Annotated in this window: 25 protein-coding genes; all 25 read left to right on the top strand. The window is 62.0% G+C overall.

Annotation, left to right across the window (positions count from 1 at the left end; all coding sequences use genetic code 11):
- Nucleotides 1-2 precede the first annotated feature (2 nt).
- The 25 genes from LDL32_RS03585 (at nucleotide 3) to LDL32_RS03700 (ending at nucleotide 15,389) form a co-directional block, all read left to right on the top strand.
- Complete coding sequence (locus LDL32_RS03585; RefSeq protein WP_233064564.1) at nucleotides 3-1,943, top strand: transposase domain-containing protein; 1,941 nt, start codon at nucleotides 3-5, stop codon at nucleotides 1,941-1,943.
- A 65-nt stretch (nucleotides 1,944-2,008) separates the two neighbouring features.
- A complete protein-coding gene (locus LDL32_RS03590) occupies nucleotides 2,009-2,962 on the top strand; it encodes an AAA family ATPase (protein WP_233064565.1) in 954 nt (317 codons plus the stop codon).
- The gene (locus LDL32_RS03595) at nucleotides 2,962-3,336 is read left to right on the top strand and encodes a hypothetical protein (RefSeq protein WP_233064566.1); all 375 of its coding nucleotides are present in this window, start codon (nucleotides 2,962-2,964) and stop codon (nucleotides 3,334-3,336) included. The genes LDL32_RS03590 and LDL32_RS03595 overlap by 1 nt, the downstream gene beginning before the upstream one ends.
- Nucleotides 3,337-3,338: 2 nt before the next feature.
- Complete coding sequence (locus LDL32_RS03600; protein ID WP_233064567.1) at nucleotides 3,339-3,656, top strand: hypothetical protein; 318 nt, start codon at nucleotides 3,339-3,341, stop codon at nucleotides 3,654-3,656.
- Nucleotides 3,653-3,985 carry a hypothetical protein gene (locus tag LDL32_RS03605; RefSeq protein ID WP_233064568.1) on the top strand — a complete coding sequence of 111 codons (333 nt, stop codon included), beginning with the start codon at nucleotides 3,653-3,655 and terminating at the stop codon, nucleotides 3,983-3,985. The genes LDL32_RS03600 and LDL32_RS03605 overlap by 4 nt, the downstream gene beginning before the upstream one ends.
- Nucleotides 3,982-4,230: a hypothetical protein gene (locus tag LDL32_RS03610; protein ID WP_233064569.1), complete on the top strand. Its 249-nt coding sequence runs from the start codon at nucleotides 3,982-3,984 to the stop codon at nucleotides 4,228-4,230. Before LDL32_RS03605 ends, LDL32_RS03610 begins: the two co-directional genes overlap by 4 nt.
- A complete protein-coding gene (locus tag LDL32_RS03615) occupies nucleotides 4,227-4,508 on the top strand; it encodes a hypothetical protein (RefSeq protein WP_233064572.1) in 282 nt (93 codons plus the stop codon). The genes LDL32_RS03610 and LDL32_RS03615 overlap by 4 nt, the downstream gene beginning before the upstream one ends.
- A 1-nt stretch (nucleotide 4,509) precedes the next feature.
- Nucleotides 4,510-4,809, top strand: coding sequence for a hypothetical protein (locus tag LDL32_RS03620; RefSeq protein WP_233064574.1), 300 nt, complete (start codon nucleotides 4,510-4,512; stop codon nucleotides 4,807-4,809).
- Nucleotides 4,806-5,468: a DUF3164 family protein gene (locus LDL32_RS03625; protein WP_233064576.1), complete on the top strand. Its 663-nt coding sequence runs from the start codon at nucleotides 4,806-4,808 to the stop codon at nucleotides 5,466-5,468. Before LDL32_RS03620 ends, LDL32_RS03625 begins: the two co-directional genes overlap by 4 nt.
- 7 nt (nucleotides 5,469-5,475) lie before the next feature.
- Complete coding sequence (locus LDL32_RS17980; RefSeq protein WP_370636632.1) at nucleotides 5,476-5,718, top strand: Lar family restriction alleviation protein; 243 nt, start codon at nucleotides 5,476-5,478, stop codon at nucleotides 5,716-5,718.
- 226 nt (nucleotides 5,719-5,944) lie between these two features.
- Nucleotides 5,945-6,388 carry a regulatory protein GemA gene (locus tag LDL32_RS03630; protein WP_233064578.1) on the top strand — a complete coding sequence of 148 codons (444 nt, stop codon included), beginning with the start codon at nucleotides 5,945-5,947 and terminating at the stop codon, nucleotides 6,386-6,388.
- 112 nt (nucleotides 6,389-6,500) lie between these two features.
- Nucleotides 6,501-6,701 carry a hypothetical protein gene (locus LDL32_RS03635; RefSeq protein WP_233064580.1) on the top strand — a complete coding sequence of 67 codons (201 nt, stop codon included), beginning with the start codon at nucleotides 6,501-6,503 and terminating at the stop codon, nucleotides 6,699-6,701.
- Entirely contained in the window at nucleotides 6,698-7,081 is a 384-nt protein-coding gene (locus LDL32_RS03640; RefSeq protein ID WP_233064581.1) for a hypothetical protein, read from the top strand. The genes LDL32_RS03635 and LDL32_RS03640 overlap by 4 nt, the downstream gene beginning before the upstream one ends.
- Nucleotides 7,082-7,139: 58 nt before the next feature.
- Entirely contained in the window at nucleotides 7,140-7,745 is a 606-nt protein-coding gene (locus tag LDL32_RS03645; RefSeq protein ID WP_233064583.1) for a glycosyl hydrolase 108 family protein, read from the top strand.
- A gap of 76 nt (nucleotides 7,746-7,821) precedes the next feature.
- Entirely contained in the window at nucleotides 7,822-8,196 is a 375-nt protein-coding gene (locus tag LDL32_RS03650; protein WP_233064585.1) for a hypothetical protein, read from the top strand.
- Between the two features lie 33 nt (nucleotides 8,197-8,229).
- Nucleotides 8,230-8,481 carry a hypothetical protein gene (locus LDL32_RS03655; protein WP_233064586.1) on the top strand — a complete coding sequence of 84 codons (252 nt, stop codon included), beginning with the start codon at nucleotides 8,230-8,232 and terminating at the stop codon, nucleotides 8,479-8,481.
- Between the two features lie 2 nt (nucleotides 8,482-8,483).
- Complete coding sequence (locus LDL32_RS03660; protein ID WP_233064588.1) at nucleotides 8,484-8,789, top strand: hypothetical protein; 306 nt, start codon at nucleotides 8,484-8,486, stop codon at nucleotides 8,787-8,789.
- A 3-nt stretch (nucleotides 8,790-8,792) separates the two neighbouring features.
- Nucleotides 8,793-9,368: a phage protein Gp27 family protein gene (locus LDL32_RS03665; protein ID WP_233064590.1), complete on the top strand. Its 576-nt coding sequence runs from the start codon at nucleotides 8,793-8,795 to the stop codon at nucleotides 9,366-9,368.
- Nucleotides 9,365-10,939 carry a hypothetical protein gene (locus tag LDL32_RS03670; protein ID WP_233064591.1) on the top strand — a complete coding sequence of 525 codons (1,575 nt, stop codon included), beginning with the start codon at nucleotides 9,365-9,367 and terminating at the stop codon, nucleotides 10,937-10,939. The genes LDL32_RS03665 and LDL32_RS03670 overlap by 4 nt, the downstream gene beginning before the upstream one ends.
- Nucleotides 10,936-11,166 carry a hypothetical protein gene (locus LDL32_RS03675; protein WP_233064592.1) on the top strand — a complete coding sequence of 77 codons (231 nt, stop codon included), beginning with the start codon at nucleotides 10,936-10,938 and terminating at the stop codon, nucleotides 11,164-11,166. Before LDL32_RS03670 ends, LDL32_RS03675 begins: the two co-directional genes overlap by 4 nt.
- Nucleotides 11,163-11,516: a hypothetical protein gene (locus LDL32_RS03680; RefSeq protein WP_233064593.1), complete on the top strand. Its 354-nt coding sequence runs from the start codon at nucleotides 11,163-11,165 to the stop codon at nucleotides 11,514-11,516. Before LDL32_RS03675 ends, LDL32_RS03680 begins: the two co-directional genes overlap by 4 nt.
- Nucleotides 11,513-11,758, top strand: a complete 246-nt coding sequence (locus LDL32_RS03685; RefSeq protein WP_233064594.1) for an acyl carrier protein — start codon at nucleotides 11,513-11,515, stop codon at nucleotides 11,756-11,758. The genes LDL32_RS03680 and LDL32_RS03685 overlap by 4 nt, the downstream gene beginning before the upstream one ends.
- Nucleotides 11,758-13,458, top strand: coding sequence for a DUF935 domain-containing protein (locus tag LDL32_RS03690; protein WP_233064595.1), 1,701 nt, complete (start codon nucleotides 11,758-11,760; stop codon nucleotides 13,456-13,458). Before LDL32_RS03685 ends, LDL32_RS03690 begins: the two co-directional genes overlap by 1 nt.
- Nucleotides 13,451-14,743, top strand: a complete 1,293-nt coding sequence (locus tag LDL32_RS03695; RefSeq protein WP_233064596.1) for a phage minor head protein — start codon at nucleotides 13,451-13,453, stop codon at nucleotides 14,741-14,743. Before LDL32_RS03690 ends, LDL32_RS03695 begins: the two co-directional genes overlap by 8 nt.
- Before the next feature lie 136 nt (nucleotides 14,744-14,879).
- Nucleotides 14,880-15,389, top strand: coding sequence for a phage virion morphogenesis protein (locus LDL32_RS03700; RefSeq protein ID WP_233064597.1), 510 nt, complete (start codon nucleotides 14,880-14,882; stop codon nucleotides 15,387-15,389).
- Nucleotides 15,390-15,419 lie beyond the last annotated feature (30 nt).

The following is a 15,419-nucleotide window of genomic DNA, read 5'->3' on the forward strand; positions in this document are numbered from 1 at the left end:
AGATGGCAGACTTGGGGCTGCCGGGAATACCGGATGCCAGCGCCCTGCAAAAGCGGGCGACTGGGCATCGCTGGAACCGCCCCGAATGGCGCAACATTTCATGGCGTCCGCGCGAGGGTTCGGGTGGTGGTGTGGAATACCACTATCAGGTGCTGGATCGCGTCGCCCAGTTGACGTGGGTCACGCGGTTTCAGGATATGTCCGAGGCCAACGAACGGGCGCGCATTGCTGACGACGATCAGCGATATGCCGAGGAATGGCGCTGGTTCGAGCAGAAGCATGAAGGGCAGAAGGCGAAGGCGCTGACGATCCTCGGCTATCTGGATCGCATCGAGCGCCTGACCGACAGCGGCCTGTCAGTCGAGGAAGCGGTGCACGAGGTCCGCCTTGCGGCCAACCTGTCACGCACCACGGTCATGAACTGGCGTCGTCGGGTGGCTGGCGTGCCGCGCCCCCACTGGCTTCCGTTCCTTGTCAGCAAATGCCAGGGCAATCCCGGCAAGCGCGCCTTGTGCGACGCGCGGGCGCTGGACATCTTCAAGTCGCTGTGGCTCCGGCCCGAAAAGCCAACCATTGCGGCCTGCTATGATGACCTGAAGCAGATCGCGAAAGCCGAGGGGCTGACCGTTCCCAGCCAGCGGACCTTTGCCCGCTGGATGAAGGAACTGGACCCGATGGTCGTGACGCTGGCGCGTGGCGGCAGGGAGAGCCTGAAAGAGATGCTGCCAGCGCAGGAGCGTGACCGTTCCTACATGCACGCACTGGAAGCGGTGAACGCCGATGGCCACAAGTGGGACATCTTCGTTCTGTGGCCCGATGGCACCATCGCACGCCCCATGATGGCCTGCTGGCAGGATCTGTATTCCAACCTGATCCTGTCATGGCGCATCGACAAGTCGGAGAATACCGACGTGATCCAGCTTGCGCTGGGTGACATGGTGGAGAAATGGGGCATCCCGAACGAGGCGTATCTGGATAACGGTCGCGCTTTCGCATCCAAACGCCTGACGGGCGGTGCAAAGACGCGGTTCCGGTTCAAGGTCACGGAAGACGAGATCAACGGCATCATGACCGTGCTGGGGATCAAGATACACTGGACCCAGCCCTATTCCGGCCGGTCAAAGCCGATTGAACGCGCCTTCGGGGATATGGAAAGCCGGATTTCCAAGGATGTGCGGCTCTCTGGTGCATATGTGGGCAAGAACCCGCTGGCCAAGCCGGAGAACTACCGCTCCAGGGCGATCCCGCTTGAGGAGTTTCTCAAGATCGTCTCAGAGGGCATTCAGAAGCACAATGCACGCCCTAACCGGAATACGGCAGTGTGCGCCGGGAAAAAGAGCTTTCTGGATGCGTTCATGGAAAGTGTGGCGGTCCACCCGGTCAAGCGGGCAACGGAAGCACAGCGGCACTTGTGGCTGCGTGCGGGGCATAAGGTTACGACCCACAAGAAGGATGGCTCCATCCAGTTCATGCGCACCCGCTATTATGCGCCCTTCCTTGCGGAACACCTTGGGGAGCAGGTGGCGATCCGATACGACCCGCAAGACCTGACACAGGACATTTACGTCTATTCACTGGCGAACGTCATGCTGGGGAAGGCATCGGTGGTGGGTTCTGTCCGGTTCAATAGCGTGGCGGATGCAGCGCAGACAGCACAGGCCGGGCGTCAAATTCAGAAGGCTACCAAGATGATCCTGGACGCGGAGCGGAAGCTGTCGCCATCCGATCTGGCGGACCTGATGAACAAGAGCGCGCCGGAACCGGAAGAAGACCTTCTGGATACCAAGCTGGTGCGCCCATTCTATCCGAAGCCAACGGTTACGGCTGGGAATACCGCCATCACCCTGGAACCGAACGACGAGGAAGAAGACTGGCTGATTGAAGCCAATCGGCAGGCGCGACCCGAGCGCAATCACCTGCGGATTGTCGATACTGAAGAATAACCGCGCTGCGGTTCTGAATAACCAAACTCAAACGGCCTGAATACAGGCCAAGAATACTGGAAATCATGGATAAAGAACAGATGGACGCCCTGCGTGTGCAGGTGCGTGAGCAGATGGACGCGCATAATCTGCGCATGCGGCAGGTCTCGAATGCCAGTGGCGTGGCCTATTCCACCCTGTCAGCATGGCTGAACGACACCTATTCCGGCGATAACCAGGCGACTGCCGAGAAGATGACGCGCTGGATTGAAGGCATGGGCGCGCGGGAACGCACGCAGGCAGCGACCCCGATTGTTCCGGGCTTCATCATGACCCGCACGGCCAAGCGGTTCATGGCGATCATGGAAAGTGCGCAGTATGAGGTCGATATGGGTCTTGTCGCGGGCAATGCTGGGGTCGGCAAGACCATGGCAATTCAGGCTTATGCCGGACAGAACAACAATGTGTGGGCCATTACAGCCGATCCGACCATGACCAGCCCGTCTGCCGTGCTGGATGAGCTGATGTATGTCGTGGGGTGCCATGAGCGCGGGGGACGGAAAATCCGCATCCTGATCCGCCGCCTGACCGGCACGCAGGGGCTGATTGTCGTGGATGAGGCGCAGCACCTGACCACCCGTGCGATTGAGCAGCTTCGCACCATCCATGACGTGGCCGGGATCGGCCTTGTCCTGTTCGGTAACCTACCATTGAACGAAAAGATCGAAGGGCTGGGGCGCACATCGGAATATGCCCAGCTATTCAGCCGCATCGGCCTGCGCCGGAATGTAAAATCGCCCATTCAGGGAGATATGTGCCCGCTACTTGATGCGTGGGACGTGAAAGATGAAGTCGTCAGGAATGCCGCCAAGGCCATCGGCAAGCGTGAAGGCGGTCTGCGCTCCATGACCAAAGTAATCAAGAACGCGGTCAAGATGGCGCGGGCCAGCGGGCGCGACCAGATCACGGAAGATGACCTGGAACGGTCGTTCAGGGAGCACATGACGGGAGAATTCCCGAAGGTTCGGGGGGCTGTCTGATGTCGAAAGACAATAAAAATATCATCGGATACTACATCGCCAGTCCGATCACAGAGGAACAGGGCTGTCGTTTTAGCGTGATCGGCTATCGCGGCGTGATGGGCGGGCTGGGAAACGCGACTTCCCTGCGCCTTGCCCTGGAAGACATTGGGACTGCCGTTCATGAAGAAGAGAGCATGAACCATGCCTGCGCAGTTCAGGTCGCGCTTATCAAGAATGCAAGGAAACAGCGGGCTGTATTGCAGGCAGATATTGATTGTTTGCGCGATGCATTCCAGCAGATTTGCGACAATCGCAACCTTCCTGCACCGCAACTGGCGGAACTGGCGATCAGGCTTGCTGACGAACATGCCGCTAGCGAATGGAGGGTGTGAGCATGTCGGGAAGTAAAAACGAGTTTGAACAACAGATTGCGAGAATAAGGGCACGGGGCCTGCGCGTTAGGCGCATTGTAGATGCGCTGGCCGTGAGCGATACCGGCGCACGGGAATTCGTGGATAGCATTGTCTGCGCAATACGCGGGCCGGATCAAGAAGAAATCGGACGGCTCAAGCTGGCATATGGAATAGCAGCACATGCGCTGGAACTGGCGGAAGAACTGTCCAGAATTGGGATTGCAAACGCCGATCCCGCCTTTGTCAGGCTTGTCGATGAAGCCAGAAAGGCTGCCCTCCATTGGGGGAAGGAGCCATGAGCCTACAAACCACAGCCGCGCGCCCCGTCCAGGCTGCTCCGATCCCCGTCACCATCACGGTCATGGACGCCTTGCATGCCGTAACCATCGGCACGCCACTGGACCAGCCCGACCGGTTCGATGCGCTTTACCGTGATCTTATGGACCTTCTCGACGGCTTCCACCCTGATGCGGGCATTGATGAATGCCTGATGGTGGTGGGTCACCCCATGAACCAGATCGCGGGCCGCGAAGAACGCCGCGACGTGATGGCCCGCTTCTTTGAACTGCTGGCCCCTACACACCTGACCGCCGGTGAAATCCTGACCGGCCTGGAGACACGCGCATGACTCACATGACCCCACTGGCGCAGCTGCGCCACAGCACAGGCAGCATGCGGGAAACCGCAATCCGCATGCGCGAAATTAAAGGCGACCGCACCCTGACGGCAGCCGAACTGCACGACCTGGGCGACTGGCTCCTGCGGCAGTGCATTGAGATTGACGGGGCCATCGGCACCGCAGCCCTGGCCGGGCACCTGCCGCACCTGGGCTGCGTTGTTGTCGAGGGTGAATGCAGGGAGATCGGGGCATGAGCGACGGATATACAGCTATTACTGGCCGCAATCTGGTCACGACCGCAGCCGTTACCATCGACTTTATTGAGAAGGGTCATGAAAAGTGGGAAGGAAAGGGGCCGAACGACCTGATAGACGCGATCCATAAAGCGTTGTCTGACGCTGCGGATGCCGCCAATTCCGGGAATTTTCATGCGTACAGTCATCAGACGATGCGTGCAGCGGCATATGCGCTTCTTCTGGCGACAGTAACGTGCGCCGTGGCCGACCAATCTGCGCCGTCGGCAGTTCATTGATATGACCTGCACTGCATATTGCAGCAGGGATGGGGTCATCGGCATTGCCGATGGCCTTCACTTCCCCGATGCCTGCCTGCCCATCGCCACCGGATCGCGTGGGCATCTGTCCTTCCAGATCGAGGAACTGGGCGAACGCACCCGCAAGGGCCGCGCCTTCCGCGTGCCCGGCGTGACCGGCCGCGAACGCGACCATGTGGCCTACACCGCCGTCCAGACCTTCGCCGCCACCATCCTGACCCGCAACGCCAGCCTGCGCCGCTGGCCGCTCAACCTGAACCACAAGGAAATCCGCTCATGAACGCCACCACACTTGCCGTCACCCCGGAAGCCGTACGGCCTGTGTACCAGCCTTCCCGCGAAGGAATGGTCCGCAACACACGCGGCAGCGAAACCCTGCGCCAGCATGTGCCGGTGCGCTGCCTTCTGCAGAACGATATTACGGTGAAGATGGTTGAGGGCGCACGTGCGCTGCGCGATCTGGTCGCGGAGCAGAAGCGCCAACTCACGGAAGATGCCGAGCTGTATGTCCGGTCGATGATGGCACTCTACAACGCCAACCCGACAGGACGCAGGGGAGGCTTTACCATCACCTCGTATGACGACCTGCTGAAGGTCGAATTCTCCGTCAGTGATTACCGCGCGGTCGATGGCGCGGTCGTCGCAGCCCAGGCGCTGGTGGCCGAAGTGCTGAACGATCTGATGGGGCAGATTGATCCGTGGATACGTGACCTGCTGGACAGCGCCTTCAACCGGGATGAACGGACCGGGAAGATCAACGTGGAGAATCTGCAAAAGCTGAAAAGGGTCGATATCCCCCATCCCAAATGGCCGGATGCGTGCGCCGCGATTGAGGATAGTGTCCGCATTACAGGGTCGCAGTCATACCTGCGGTTCTATGAGCGCGACAGGCAGGATGACAAATGGCGCGCGATCAGCCTGCAATTTTCGGCATTGTGAGGGGGCGATGATTAAGCTGACAGACAGAGAAATTGCTCGGTTGGGACTGCTACCGTGCCCCTTTTGTGGAAGTAAGGCGGAAATTGAGTGCTGGCATGGGGGCAGTCCAACAAAGCAGATGGTGTCATGTAGCGGGAATGCGAATGACGAACTGATATGTGAAGTATCGCCAATGGTAACGGGAGAAACTCCCGAAGAAGCCGCAGAACATTGGAACCGGCGCCACACAGGACGTAAGGCGGCCACATGAACAACGCCTTACCCATAATCGGGCTGTTTGCAGCCCTGTTGTTCCTGACCTGGGGCGTGCTACATTTCTGCCTGCTGCACGACCCCAATTTCGACAACCCCGTTTACGCCAACTGCATACGGGGGGCTGCACAGCCCCCACGATTGCGAACTGCGCATCCTCGACAGGCAGACCGCCCGGGACAGGGCGCGGCATGTAGCGCAGTCAGCAAAAGGGAGCGAGTGACATGACCAGGACCGACCCGCAGCGCGGCGCGATCTATGCCAAGCTGCACATCGCCCGCAAGGAACTGGCACTGCCGGATGAAGCCTACCGCGACATCCTGTACCGCATGACCGGCCATACCAGCGCGAAAGAGGCCACAACGCCTGCGCTGGAGAGGGTTCTGGCCCATTTCCGCACGCTGGGTTGGAAGCCGAAGAAAGGCAGCCTGTCCAGCAGCGACAAGCCACATGTCCGCATGATCTATGCGATCTGGAAGGACATGGGCCCAATGCTGGACAGCGGCGGCACGCGCGAAGCCCTGCGTGCCTACGTCCAGCGGCAGACCGTGACGCCAGACCATCCCGGTGGCATCACCGCTCCCGAATTCCTGGACGGCACGCAGGGACGGAAGGTGATTGAGGGTCTGAAGCGGTGGAAAGCACGACTTGAGAAGGGTTTGAAATAGTCTTTCGACACGTCACAATATCCGTACCAAGAGACGCCGCCCCTATCCGGGGCGGTTTTTTCGTTTACAGACAATGCCGGATGCCTGTTTATAAAAGGGACGATTTCGCTTAATGATTACTGATGACGATCTGAACGCCCTGCGCGGCAAAATCCGTTCCATCGTCCGGCAGAGTGTCATTGCCGGACGGCATGCCGCCAGTAGCGAGGACGCGGCACGCATTCAGGACCAGATGATCGCGGCAAGTGAACGCACGATCATGCTGGATATTGTCGCCCTGCTGGCGAAGCATGATGGTAAAGAGGTGACATGAATATCCGTCCGCCCGCACAGATTGACTGGATTGTTGCCGATGTCGGTGAAGACGTGGCGCTGTCCTTTGTCGAAAGTGCGTGCGGGCGGCGCATCTGGGTGCCGCGTGAATGGCGCGGGTCCGATCTGGCCATGACATACGGGGAAGATATTGCCCGGTGCCTGTCCAGCCATTATGGCGGTGAATACATCAAGATACCGATCTGCCGCGCATGGCGTATCCTGCTGTATCGCAAGATGGGCCTGTGTATTGACGATATCGCGCACCGGGCTGGCGCTGACCGGTCATGGGTCAAGAAAGTGCTGGCCAACGGCCCGTATATCCCGCCGCCGCAGCGTGCTACGTGGCGCAATGATCCGGCGCAGATGCCCCTGCTCTGACCGGCGGGGCGCTTAGTCGCCCGTGAAGCCCTTCGCCTGTCGCGCGTAACGTGCCGACATGCAGACCAACTTCATCACAATCACAGATTTCACCCTTGGCGAAGAGGGTCTGTACCAATGTTGCAAGAGCGACAGCGGTAACTGGACCGGCGGCGCGGTAGGGCACGGCTTCCTTGTCGGCACCATGCGCGGCATATCCGCCGCGACCATGGTGCGCTGGCTGGGTGGTAAGCCGGGTCAGGTCACGGGCAAGGTCATGCAGTCCATTGACGTGCCGACCTTCCAGGCCATCGCCCGCGCCTTTTACTGGCGGCCACTGAACTGCGACCTGCTGCCCGCAGGACTGGACGCCATGGTGTTCGATTTCGGGTTTAACGCAGGCATCCGCGTGGCAGCGCGCCAGTTGCAGGCTGCGGTCGGCATGAAGGGCGCAGCCCTTGATGGCGATATCGGCCCTGCCACCATTTCCGCCGTGCTGGACGCCATGGGCAGCCCTGCCGGTCCGCACCTGATCGGCACGCTGACCGACATGCAGGCCGCCTATTACCGCAATTGCCGCCAGTTCAACGTCTTTGGCGAGGACTGGATTGACCGCACCATCAGGCGCGAGGCGCTGGCGAATGCCCTGGCGCAGAAAGCCGCGAGAGCGCCTGCCGCCGCGTGACCCTCCATACGGTCATGCGGGCGCGCATGGCCGTTTTCATTCCGGCGAGGACGCAGCGCCAATTTCGGGAAAATCCATGTCCATCAAATGGAGTGCGATCCTGCCGGGCCTGTTTTCGGTCCTGGGCAATATCGGCAGTGCGGCGGCTGGCAACAAGCTGGCTACCTACAACGCTGCCGCCGTTACGGCGGTCAAGTCCGCCGTGACCAAGGTGGATGGTGGCGTTGACCACCTTCAGGCCGCGTTCACCAAGTGGGAAGACGCCAACCCGGTGGCGCAGGAAGCCATCAAGGGGACCGTCAGCCTGCTGCGCGGCCTTGGCGTCACGGTCCCTGACCTCGATGTCGTGACCACGCATGTAAAGGCCGCCGTGGCCGACCTGTCCGGCATTCTGGTGCCGCAGGACACCCCGGCGCAGGTCGCGACCGCAGCCCCCGCTGCTGCGGCCTGATCCGTGCAGATGATGACCCCGGCCACGCCAGGTATGACGCCCGCTGTGCTGATCGTCCTGATGCTCGTCGGGGTCATCATCACCCTTGGCTTTGTCCTGGTCATGTCCCGCCACCGCAACCTTGCCATCCGCCACGAGGCGCTGGCGCAGGATGTCGGCACGCTCAAGGCCACCATGACCACGGTATCCGCCCAACTGCTGGAAATCAGCCAGGACGGGAAACACAACGCGGAATTGCTCCGCACCATCATTCGCGGAACCATTGAGTCCGCCAGCAGGAAATAACCATGAGCGCCGCCGAAGCCCTGATTGAAGACCGCCGCCTGCGCATCCTGAAATCCCTTGAGGAAATGCAGGACCGCCGCCTGAACGAGGACGTGCTTGTGCGCATGATTGCCGCAAGCGGCCAGTCCATCGACATCGACACCCTGCGTGCCGACCTGACATTCCTTCAGCATCAGGGCTGCGTCGCCATCGAGAAGCTGCCCCGCATGCATGGCGACCTGTGGGTGGTGAACATGACCGACAAGGGCGCGCGCGTGGCATCTGGCGTGCAGCGCCTGCATGGTGTCGCCCGCAACCTGATGTTCTGACCCATGGCGCGTCCTTCATCCATCGAGCGCGAAGACGAGGAAATCCGCGAGGAAATCGCGAAGGCCCGCGCGCACGGCATGACGATCGACGAAATCCTTGCCCTTCTGCGTGAAGGCTACGGCAAGGATTTCAGCCGGTCCGCCATGGGCCGCCATTGCCAGAAGCTGGATAAGCTGGGTGCCAAGGCGCGCCAGTCGCGCATGGTGGCCGAAGCCCTTGCGCGCCAGATGGGCGACGCAAACGTATCGCGCCACATGCGGGCCAATGTCGAGATGCTGCATGGCGTCATGCTCAACCTGTTTTTGGCAGCGGAAAGCCCGGACGGGACCGCCAGCAAGAAGGGTGCCGAAGCCCTGAATGGTGATCCCGAAGGGCTGATGTTCCTTGCCAAGACGCTGGACCACCTGGCCAAGGCCAGCAAGACGGACACGGAATTCGTGGCGAAAATCGAGGAACAGCACGAAGCGCGCCTGCGCAGGCAGGTGGAACAGACCGTCACTGCCAACGCCAGACGCCAGGGCCTGTCCGCCGAAAGCGTGGCCGCGATGCTGGATGGTGCATTCGGGGTAAAGAAATGACCGCAACCACCAGCCCGATCTTCCTGCAATACCAGTCCGCCACCATGGAGGCGGTCATGAACAACCGCGTGGTGGTGGTGGAAAAGTCCCGCCGCACCGGCCTGTCGTGGGCTGCGTCGTTCATTGCCGACCTTGTGGCGGGCATGGACCCTGCCGCTGGCGGCATGGATGTGTTCTACATGGGCTATAATCTGGAAATGGCCCGCGAGTTCATTGATTACTGCGCGGAGCACGCGACGATGCTTCAGGTCGTCGCCAATTCGGTCAATGAATCGTTCTTCCGTGATCCGGGAAACCCTGAAAAGGACATCAAGGTTTTCCGCATGGATATGGGATCGGGCAGCAAGATACTGGCCCTGCCATCCGTGCCGCGCGCCCTGCGTGGCATGCAGGGGCTGGTCATTATTGATGAAGCAGCCTTCCATGATGACCTGGACGAACTGCTGAAGGCCGCCCTGGCGCTGCTGATGTGGGGCGGCAAGGTGCTGATCATCAGCACGCATGACGGCGATACCAACCCGTTCAACACGCTGGTCCAGGGCATCCGTGCTGGCCGCAATCCTTACCGCCTGCTGCGCATTACGTTCGATGACGCCCTGCGCGACGGCCTGTATCGCAAGATATGCCAGAAATCCGGGGAGGAATGGAGCGCGGAGAAAGAGGCGGCGTGGCGGCAGGAGATTGTCCAGTATTACGGCGATGACGCCGAGGAAGAACTGTTCTGCATCCCGTCACCCAGCACCGGCAGCGCCATCCCGCTTGCGCTGATCGAGGCGCGGACGGTGGAGAACATCCCCGTGGTCCGCTGGTCGTGCAAGGCGGAATTTGCCCTTGCCCCCGATGCGGTGCGCGCCAGTGAAACCCAGCGGTTCTGCGAAAGCGAACTGCTGCCCCTGCTGGCTGCACTGGACCCGAAGACGCCGCATGTCTTTGGCGAGGATTTCGCCCGTTCTGGTGACCTGACGGTGATCTGGCCCATGGCGGTGGAACGTTCCCTGCTGCGCCGCACGCCCTTCATCGTGGAACTGCGCAACGTGCCGTTCGAGCAGCAGAAACAGATCCTGTGGTTCATCCTTGACCGCCTGCCGCGCCTGCGCGCGGGCAAGATGGACGCGACCGGCAATGGACAGTGGCTGGGCGAAGTGACGGTCCAGCGATACGGCAGCCGGATTGAGGCCGTGAAGATGTCCGAGGGCTGGTACCGCGACAACATGCCCGCCTTCAAGGCGGCGTTCGAGGACGCGCGCATTACCGTTCCGGCTGATCGGGAAATCCATGATGACATCCGCGCCCTGAAGGTGGTGCGCGGCGTGATCCGCGTGCCTGACCAGCGTGCGACCAGCAAGGATGGCAGCAAGCGCCATGGCGACGCCGCCGTGGCCGGTGCGCTGGCCTATGCCGCCAGCCGCGCCGAACCCGAGGAATACGGCTACCGCGCCGTCCCGTCCCCTTTTGCGCCAGGCGGCCTGTCTTCTGACCCCGACCGCTGGCCCATTGAGGACGAGATCGCGGCAGATCGCGGCGGTATCCGCATGGCCAATTTTGGTTTGAGAGGAAGCGTGCAGCTATGACCTACGCCCCATGGATTGCGGCAGGCGTGATTGCCATCATCGCCTTCATCAGCTTCCTGCTGATCCGCAATGACGCGAAGAAAGCCCAGAAAGGCACGGACGAAAGCAGCGCCGTCGCCACCGCGCAGGATACGACCACCGTTGTGGCCGCCATGGCGCAGGCCGGTGCGGACGCGCCCACCACCGACAGGGCGCTGGACGCCCGGCTGGATGCGGGGACGGCATGACCGATCCCCAGCCCCATTACCCCAGACTGTCGGACCTGGTGCTCAATGATCTGGCACGCCTCCAGAAGCCTCGCCCGCCTCGTGATCCGCGCCTTGGCGCGGCAATACTGGCCATTACGATTTCTGCCCTGGCTGTTCTGGCTCTGGCGGGCTGCGCGCACCCTGCGATGCGCCCGGTCTGCATCCCTCTGAAAGCCTACTCAGCGGGTGATGAGAAGGCTCTTGAAGCCGAACTGAAGGCGCATCCCGACATGCCGGTCACGCATGATGTTGTCCGTAACTGGCTGGGCATGCGTGATGAGGACCGGGCATGTCTCGCAAAGGCACGCACGGCCCCTGTCGGGCCATGAGCCGCACATCACGCAAGGTGCGGCGCATCGTGGCGGCGGTTGCCATGCGCCCGCGCCAGACCGTGCTGCGGCATGTGCTGCTGGACGACGGGCTTGGCCTGGACATGCTGGACCGTCTGGAAATCGTGGTGGCGTGCCAGAACGCCACCGGCGCTTTCGTGGAAGGTGAAGGGGACTGGCGGACAGTAGGCGACGTAATCGACGCCTGCCGTAATGCCGTGATCTATGGGGAGTGCCGGTAATGGCGCAGCTACTTGACCAGTATGGGAAGCCGGTCCGCACATCGGACCTGACACGGCAGGTTTCCGGGCCGACGATGCTGGGGCAGCGCCCCGCCATCATCACCACGCCCATTGGCGGCCTGACGCCTGCGACCCTTGCGGCCCTGCTGAACGCCGCCGATACGGGCGACAGCCTGGCGTGGCTGGAATGCGCGGAAGAGCTTGAGCGGCGTGATCTGCATTACCTGGGCGTGCTGAACACCCGCAAGCGCACCATTGCACAGTTGCCGATTACCGTAACCCCGGCCAGCGATGATGATGCGCACAAGAAGCATGCGGATTTCGTCAGCGCCTGGCTGGACCGTGGCGTGCTGGAAAAATCCCTGTTCGACATGATGGACGCGGTGGGCAAGGGCTGGTCGGTCCATGAAATCGTCTGGCATGCCGAGGCCGGGAACTATTACCCCGAGGAACTGGCCTTCCGTCCGCCCCGGTTCTTTGAAGTGTCCTATCAGGATGGCGAGACAATCATGCTGCGCGACGATCCCGGCTGCACGGCCCCGCCATCAGCACCTGGCGGCATCCTTCAGGAAGGCTATACCGCGCTGGACCCGAATGCGTTCGTGATCCACCGCCATCCGTCATGGTCGGGCCTGACCCTGCGCGCGGGGCTGACGCGGGCGGTGTGCTGGGCACTGCTGGCCAAGATGTTTACCATGCGCGACTGGGGCGTGTTCGTGCAGAATTACGGCCTGCCCGCCCGGATCGGCCGGTATGGACCCGATGCATCCGAAGAAGACCGCAACGTGATGTTCCAGGCGCTGACCGACTTTGGCGGCGCGTTGGCGGCGATGATGCCCAAGGGTATGGATTTCGAACTGGTGGAACCGAAATCATCGGGCGGCCATGAACTGCACATGCTGCGCGCGGAGTTCCTGAACAGCGAGATCAGCAAGGCCGTGCTGGGGCAGACCGGCACGACGGACAGCAAGCAGGGTGCCCACGCATCCGGCGCGATCCACCGCGAGGTGCAGGAAGACATTGAGCGCGCCGACGCCAGCCTGCTATCGGCCACCATAAGCCAGCAGATCGTGGCGCGCATGGTGGCCTTCAGCTTTGGCCCGCAGGACGAATACCCAAAACTGCGCATCGGCAGGCCGGACGAGGTGCCGCTCGATACCCTGATCAAGGTCGTGCAGTTTGCGGGGCCGCAGGGCCTGAAGTTCCCGGCGCAGCCTTTCTATGACCGGATGGGCATGGAAGCCCCGCAGGAAGGCGACAGCGTGTTCGGCATGGTTGCCCAGGCGCAGCCGGTGCAGCCCGCGCACGTCCTGCCTGCCCAGGACAGGCCCGCGCAGGTCATGCCCCCGCGTGACCCCAACCCCACGCCCGCCAGCCCGCAGGCGGCGGACCAGCAGGAAATCACCCTGCATACCCGGCTGGGAAAGCTGTTGAGCCGACATGTGCGCGCCGATGGCACGCATATCATCAACCTCATGACCCAGCGCCTGGCGCGCGATGCGGAAGCGGGCCTTGCGCAGATGACGGACGCGGTGCGGGCCGAGGTGGAAAAGGCGGGCACCATGGCCGGGCTGGAAAAGACGCTGGCGGGGATGGACCTGCCCCATGACCAGTTCCAGCAGGCCATGCAGGTGGCGCTGATGGTGTCGGAACTGGCTGGTGAGGCTATGGTGCTGGACGAAATGGCGGCCAATGGCTGACACGGCCGTCAGCGCCGCCAAGCTGCCGCCCCGTGATGCGCTGGCCTTCCTGCGCCAGAAGGTGCCCGTGCCCGCTGCGACCTGGACCGATTTGTGGCATGAGGCGCATGACGTGTCGTTCGCTGTGGCTGGGGCCACGTCAAAAGCCATCGCGCAGGATTTCCAGAATGCCGTGATCCGCACGATGGAGGCGGGCGGCACGCGGCGCGAGTTCCTCAAGGAATTCGATCCCATCGTAAAGCGGTATGGCTGGGAGCATACCGGCACGCCGGGCTGGCGCGCGTCCATCATCTACGACACCAACGTCACCACGGCCTATGCGGCGGGGCGCTACCGGCGCATGACCACGCCGGAATCACTGGCGCTATATCCCTACTGGCGCTACCGGCACCACACCTGCCAGCATCCGCGCCCGCAGCATGTGGCGTGGGATGGCATGATCCTGCGTGCTGATGACCCGTTCTGGAACACCCATTACCCGCCCAATGGCTGGCGCTGCCACTGCACGGTGGAAGTGGTGTCGCAGCGCATGCTGGACCGCAACGGGTGGGAAGTATCTGACAGTCCGGTGATCGAGACGCGCCCATGGCGCAACCCGCACACGGGCGAAATCCTGCATGTCCCCGTCGGCATCGACCCCGGCTTTGCCTACAACCCCGGCAAGGCGTGGCTGATGAACGAAGGCGCGCGGGTGGTGACCGAACCCACGCCAAAGCTGCGCCCCATGCTGCCGCCCGCGCAGGATGCGGGACCGGCGCGTCCTGTCCCGGCGCGCCCCGTTGCACCTGTCGTGGTGCCCGAACTGCCGGGCGTTGCGCCAGCACCCAAACCTGTTGCACCCGAACCCGTGCCCGATGTTCCGAAGCGCCAGAAGGCGCAGCAGGATGCCGTGGTACAGCTGCTGCACAAACCGGTCGGCAGCGTGGAAGCCGGAACGCTGCCCGATCATGTGCGCCTGGAACTGGGTGGCAGGGAAGATGGCGTGCTGCTGTCTGGCGAGACGGTGGAGAAGCAGCGCAGCCATCACCCGGACCTGACAGCACAGGATTACCTTGCTCTGCCCGAAGTGCTGGCCAACCCGACCGTCGTGGCGCGCCAGGCCGACCGGCGCATCCTGCTGTTCCACTGGATGGGCAGGCTGTATCGCGCGGCAATCAAGACCACGCTGGATGGCAGCGAAAATTACGTGATGTCCTTCCACCGCACCAACCCCGAAGCCGCGCACAAGGCGCTGCTCAAGCTGGATATCCTGCATGGCCGGATCGAGGATGTGGAGGAGAAGTAACGGCGCGCAGCATGGGGCCAGCCACAAACCCCACAAGCGGTACGACCCCGAAAGGCCGCCCTACGGCAGGCTGAATTACACCGTGTCCCTGCGCGCCGCAGACTGAATATAGCTGCGTTGAAGGAAGATTTCCACCATGGCGTTCATTTCCATCTCCGGTAACACCGATCCCATCCAGTCTGCGCTGGACGCCATTGCCGCCATCGGCACGCGCCCGCAGGCCGTGCTGGACGCCATCGGGGGCGAATTGCGCGACAGAACCGTGCGGCGGATGGAACAGGGTGTCGATCCCGATGGCATTCGATGGGAGAGTTACGCGGCGCTTAATCCGCTCTATGAGCTGGACAAGAAGACTGACCACATCCTGATCGAGAGTGGCGACCTGCGGGACAGCATCCATCCCGAAGTCGAGGGGAATGCCCTACTGGTCGGAACGAACCTGATTTACGGTGCCATCCACCAGTTTGGTGGCATCATCCAGCCCCGGAGCGCCTTGCAGCTATCCTTCGTCATGGGCGGCGAACTGTTCCACGTCGATAACGTGCATATACCCGCGCGCCCCTACCTTGGTCTGGGCGTGGGCGACGAGGCCGTCATCATCGACCGGCTGGACGAATTCCTGTCCATTGCGATGCGCGGGCGCTAGTGCGCATCGGCCTTTTGGTTTTAAGAGACC

The sequence above is a fragment of the Komagataeibacter sp. FNDCF1 genome (assembly GCF_021295335.1).
Classification (GTDB): domain Bacteria; phylum Pseudomonadota; class Alphaproteobacteria; order Acetobacterales; family Acetobacteraceae; genus Komagataeibacter.

What these genes read in the sequence shown, in the direction of transcription:
- LDL32_RS03630 (WP_233064578.1), top strand. Translation starts at nt 5,945, where the DNA reads ATGACCAGGACCGACCCGCAGCGCGGCGCGATCTATGCCAAGCTGCAC.
- LDL32_RS03695 (WP_233064596.1), top strand. Translation starts at nt 13,451, where the DNA reads ATGGCTGACACGGCCGTCAGCGCCGCCAAGCTGCCGCCCCGTGATGCG.
- LDL32_RS03675 (WP_233064592.1), top strand. Translation starts at nt 10,936, where the DNA reads ATGACCTACGCCCCATGGATTGCGGCAGGCGTGATTGCCATCATCGCC.
- LDL32_RS03610 (WP_233064569.1), top strand. Translation starts at nt 3,982, where the DNA reads ATGACTCACATGACCCCACTGGCGCAGCTGCGCCACAGCACAGGCAGC.
- LDL32_RS03600 (WP_233064567.1), top strand. Translation starts at nt 3,339, where the DNA reads ATGTCGGGAAGTAAAAACGAGTTTGAACAACAGATTGCGAGAATAAGG.
- LDL32_RS03645 (WP_233064583.1), top strand. Translation starts at nt 7,140, where the DNA reads ATGCAGACCAACTTCATCACAATCACAGATTTCACCCTTGGCGAAGAG.
- LDL32_RS03595 (WP_233064566.1), top strand. Translation starts at nt 2,962, where the DNA reads ATGTCGAAAGACAATAAAAATATCATCGGATACTACATCGCCAGTCCG.
- LDL32_RS03590 (WP_233064565.1), top strand. Translation starts at nt 2,009, where the DNA reads ATGGATAAAGAACAGATGGACGCCCTGCGTGTGCAGGTGCGTGAGCAG.
- LDL32_RS03655 (WP_233064586.1), top strand. Translation starts at nt 8,230, where the DNA reads ATGACGCCCGCTGTGCTGATCGTCCTGATGCTCGTCGGGGTCATCATC.
- LDL32_RS03635 (WP_233064580.1), top strand. Translation starts at nt 6,501, where the DNA reads ATGATTACTGATGACGATCTGAACGCCCTGCGCGGCAAAATCCGTTCC.
- LDL32_RS03585 (WP_233064564.1), top strand. Translation starts at nt 3, where the DNA reads ATGGCAGACTTGGGGCTGCCGGGAATACCGGATGCCAGCGCCCTGCAA.
- LDL32_RS03690 (WP_233064595.1), top strand. Translation starts at nt 11,758, where the DNA reads ATGGCGCAGCTACTTGACCAGTATGGGAAGCCGGTCCGCACATCGGAC.
- LDL32_RS03605 (WP_233064568.1), top strand. Translation starts at nt 3,653, where the DNA reads ATGAGCCTACAAACCACAGCCGCGCGCCCCGTCCAGGCTGCTCCGATC.
- LDL32_RS03700 (WP_233064597.1), top strand. Translation starts at nt 14,880, where the DNA reads ATGGCGTTCATTTCCATCTCCGGTAACACCGATCCCATCCAGTCTGCG.
- LDL32_RS03625 (WP_233064576.1), top strand. Translation starts at nt 4,806, where the DNA reads ATGAACGCCACCACACTTGCCGTCACCCCGGAAGCCGTACGGCCTGTG.
- LDL32_RS17980 (WP_370636632.1), top strand. Translation starts at nt 5,476, where the DNA reads ATGATTAAGCTGACAGACAGAGAAATTGCTCGGTTGGGACTGCTACCG.
- LDL32_RS03685 (WP_233064594.1), top strand. Translation starts at nt 11,513, where the DNA reads ATGAGCCGCACATCACGCAAGGTGCGGCGCATCGTGGCGGCGGTTGCC.
- LDL32_RS03680 (WP_233064593.1), top strand. Translation starts at nt 11,163, where the DNA reads ATGACCGATCCCCAGCCCCATTACCCCAGACTGTCGGACCTGGTGCTC.
- LDL32_RS03670 (WP_233064591.1), top strand. Translation starts at nt 9,365, where the DNA reads ATGACCGCAACCACCAGCCCGATCTTCCTGCAATACCAGTCCGCCACC.
- LDL32_RS03665 (WP_233064590.1), top strand. Translation starts at nt 8,793, where the DNA reads ATGGCGCGTCCTTCATCCATCGAGCGCGAAGACGAGGAAATCCGCGAG.
- LDL32_RS03620 (WP_233064574.1), top strand. Translation starts at nt 4,510, where the DNA reads ATGACCTGCACTGCATATTGCAGCAGGGATGGGGTCATCGGCATTGCC.
- LDL32_RS03650 (WP_233064585.1), top strand. Translation starts at nt 7,822, where the DNA reads ATGTCCATCAAATGGAGTGCGATCCTGCCGGGCCTGTTTTCGGTCCTG.
- LDL32_RS03660 (WP_233064588.1), top strand. Translation starts at nt 8,484, where the DNA reads ATGAGCGCCGCCGAAGCCCTGATTGAAGACCGCCGCCTGCGCATCCTG.
- LDL32_RS03640 (WP_233064581.1), top strand. Translation starts at nt 6,698, where the DNA reads ATGAATATCCGTCCGCCCGCACAGATTGACTGGATTGTTGCCGATGTC.
- LDL32_RS03615 (WP_233064572.1), top strand. Translation starts at nt 4,227, where the DNA reads ATGAGCGACGGATATACAGCTATTACTGGCCGCAATCTGGTCACGACC.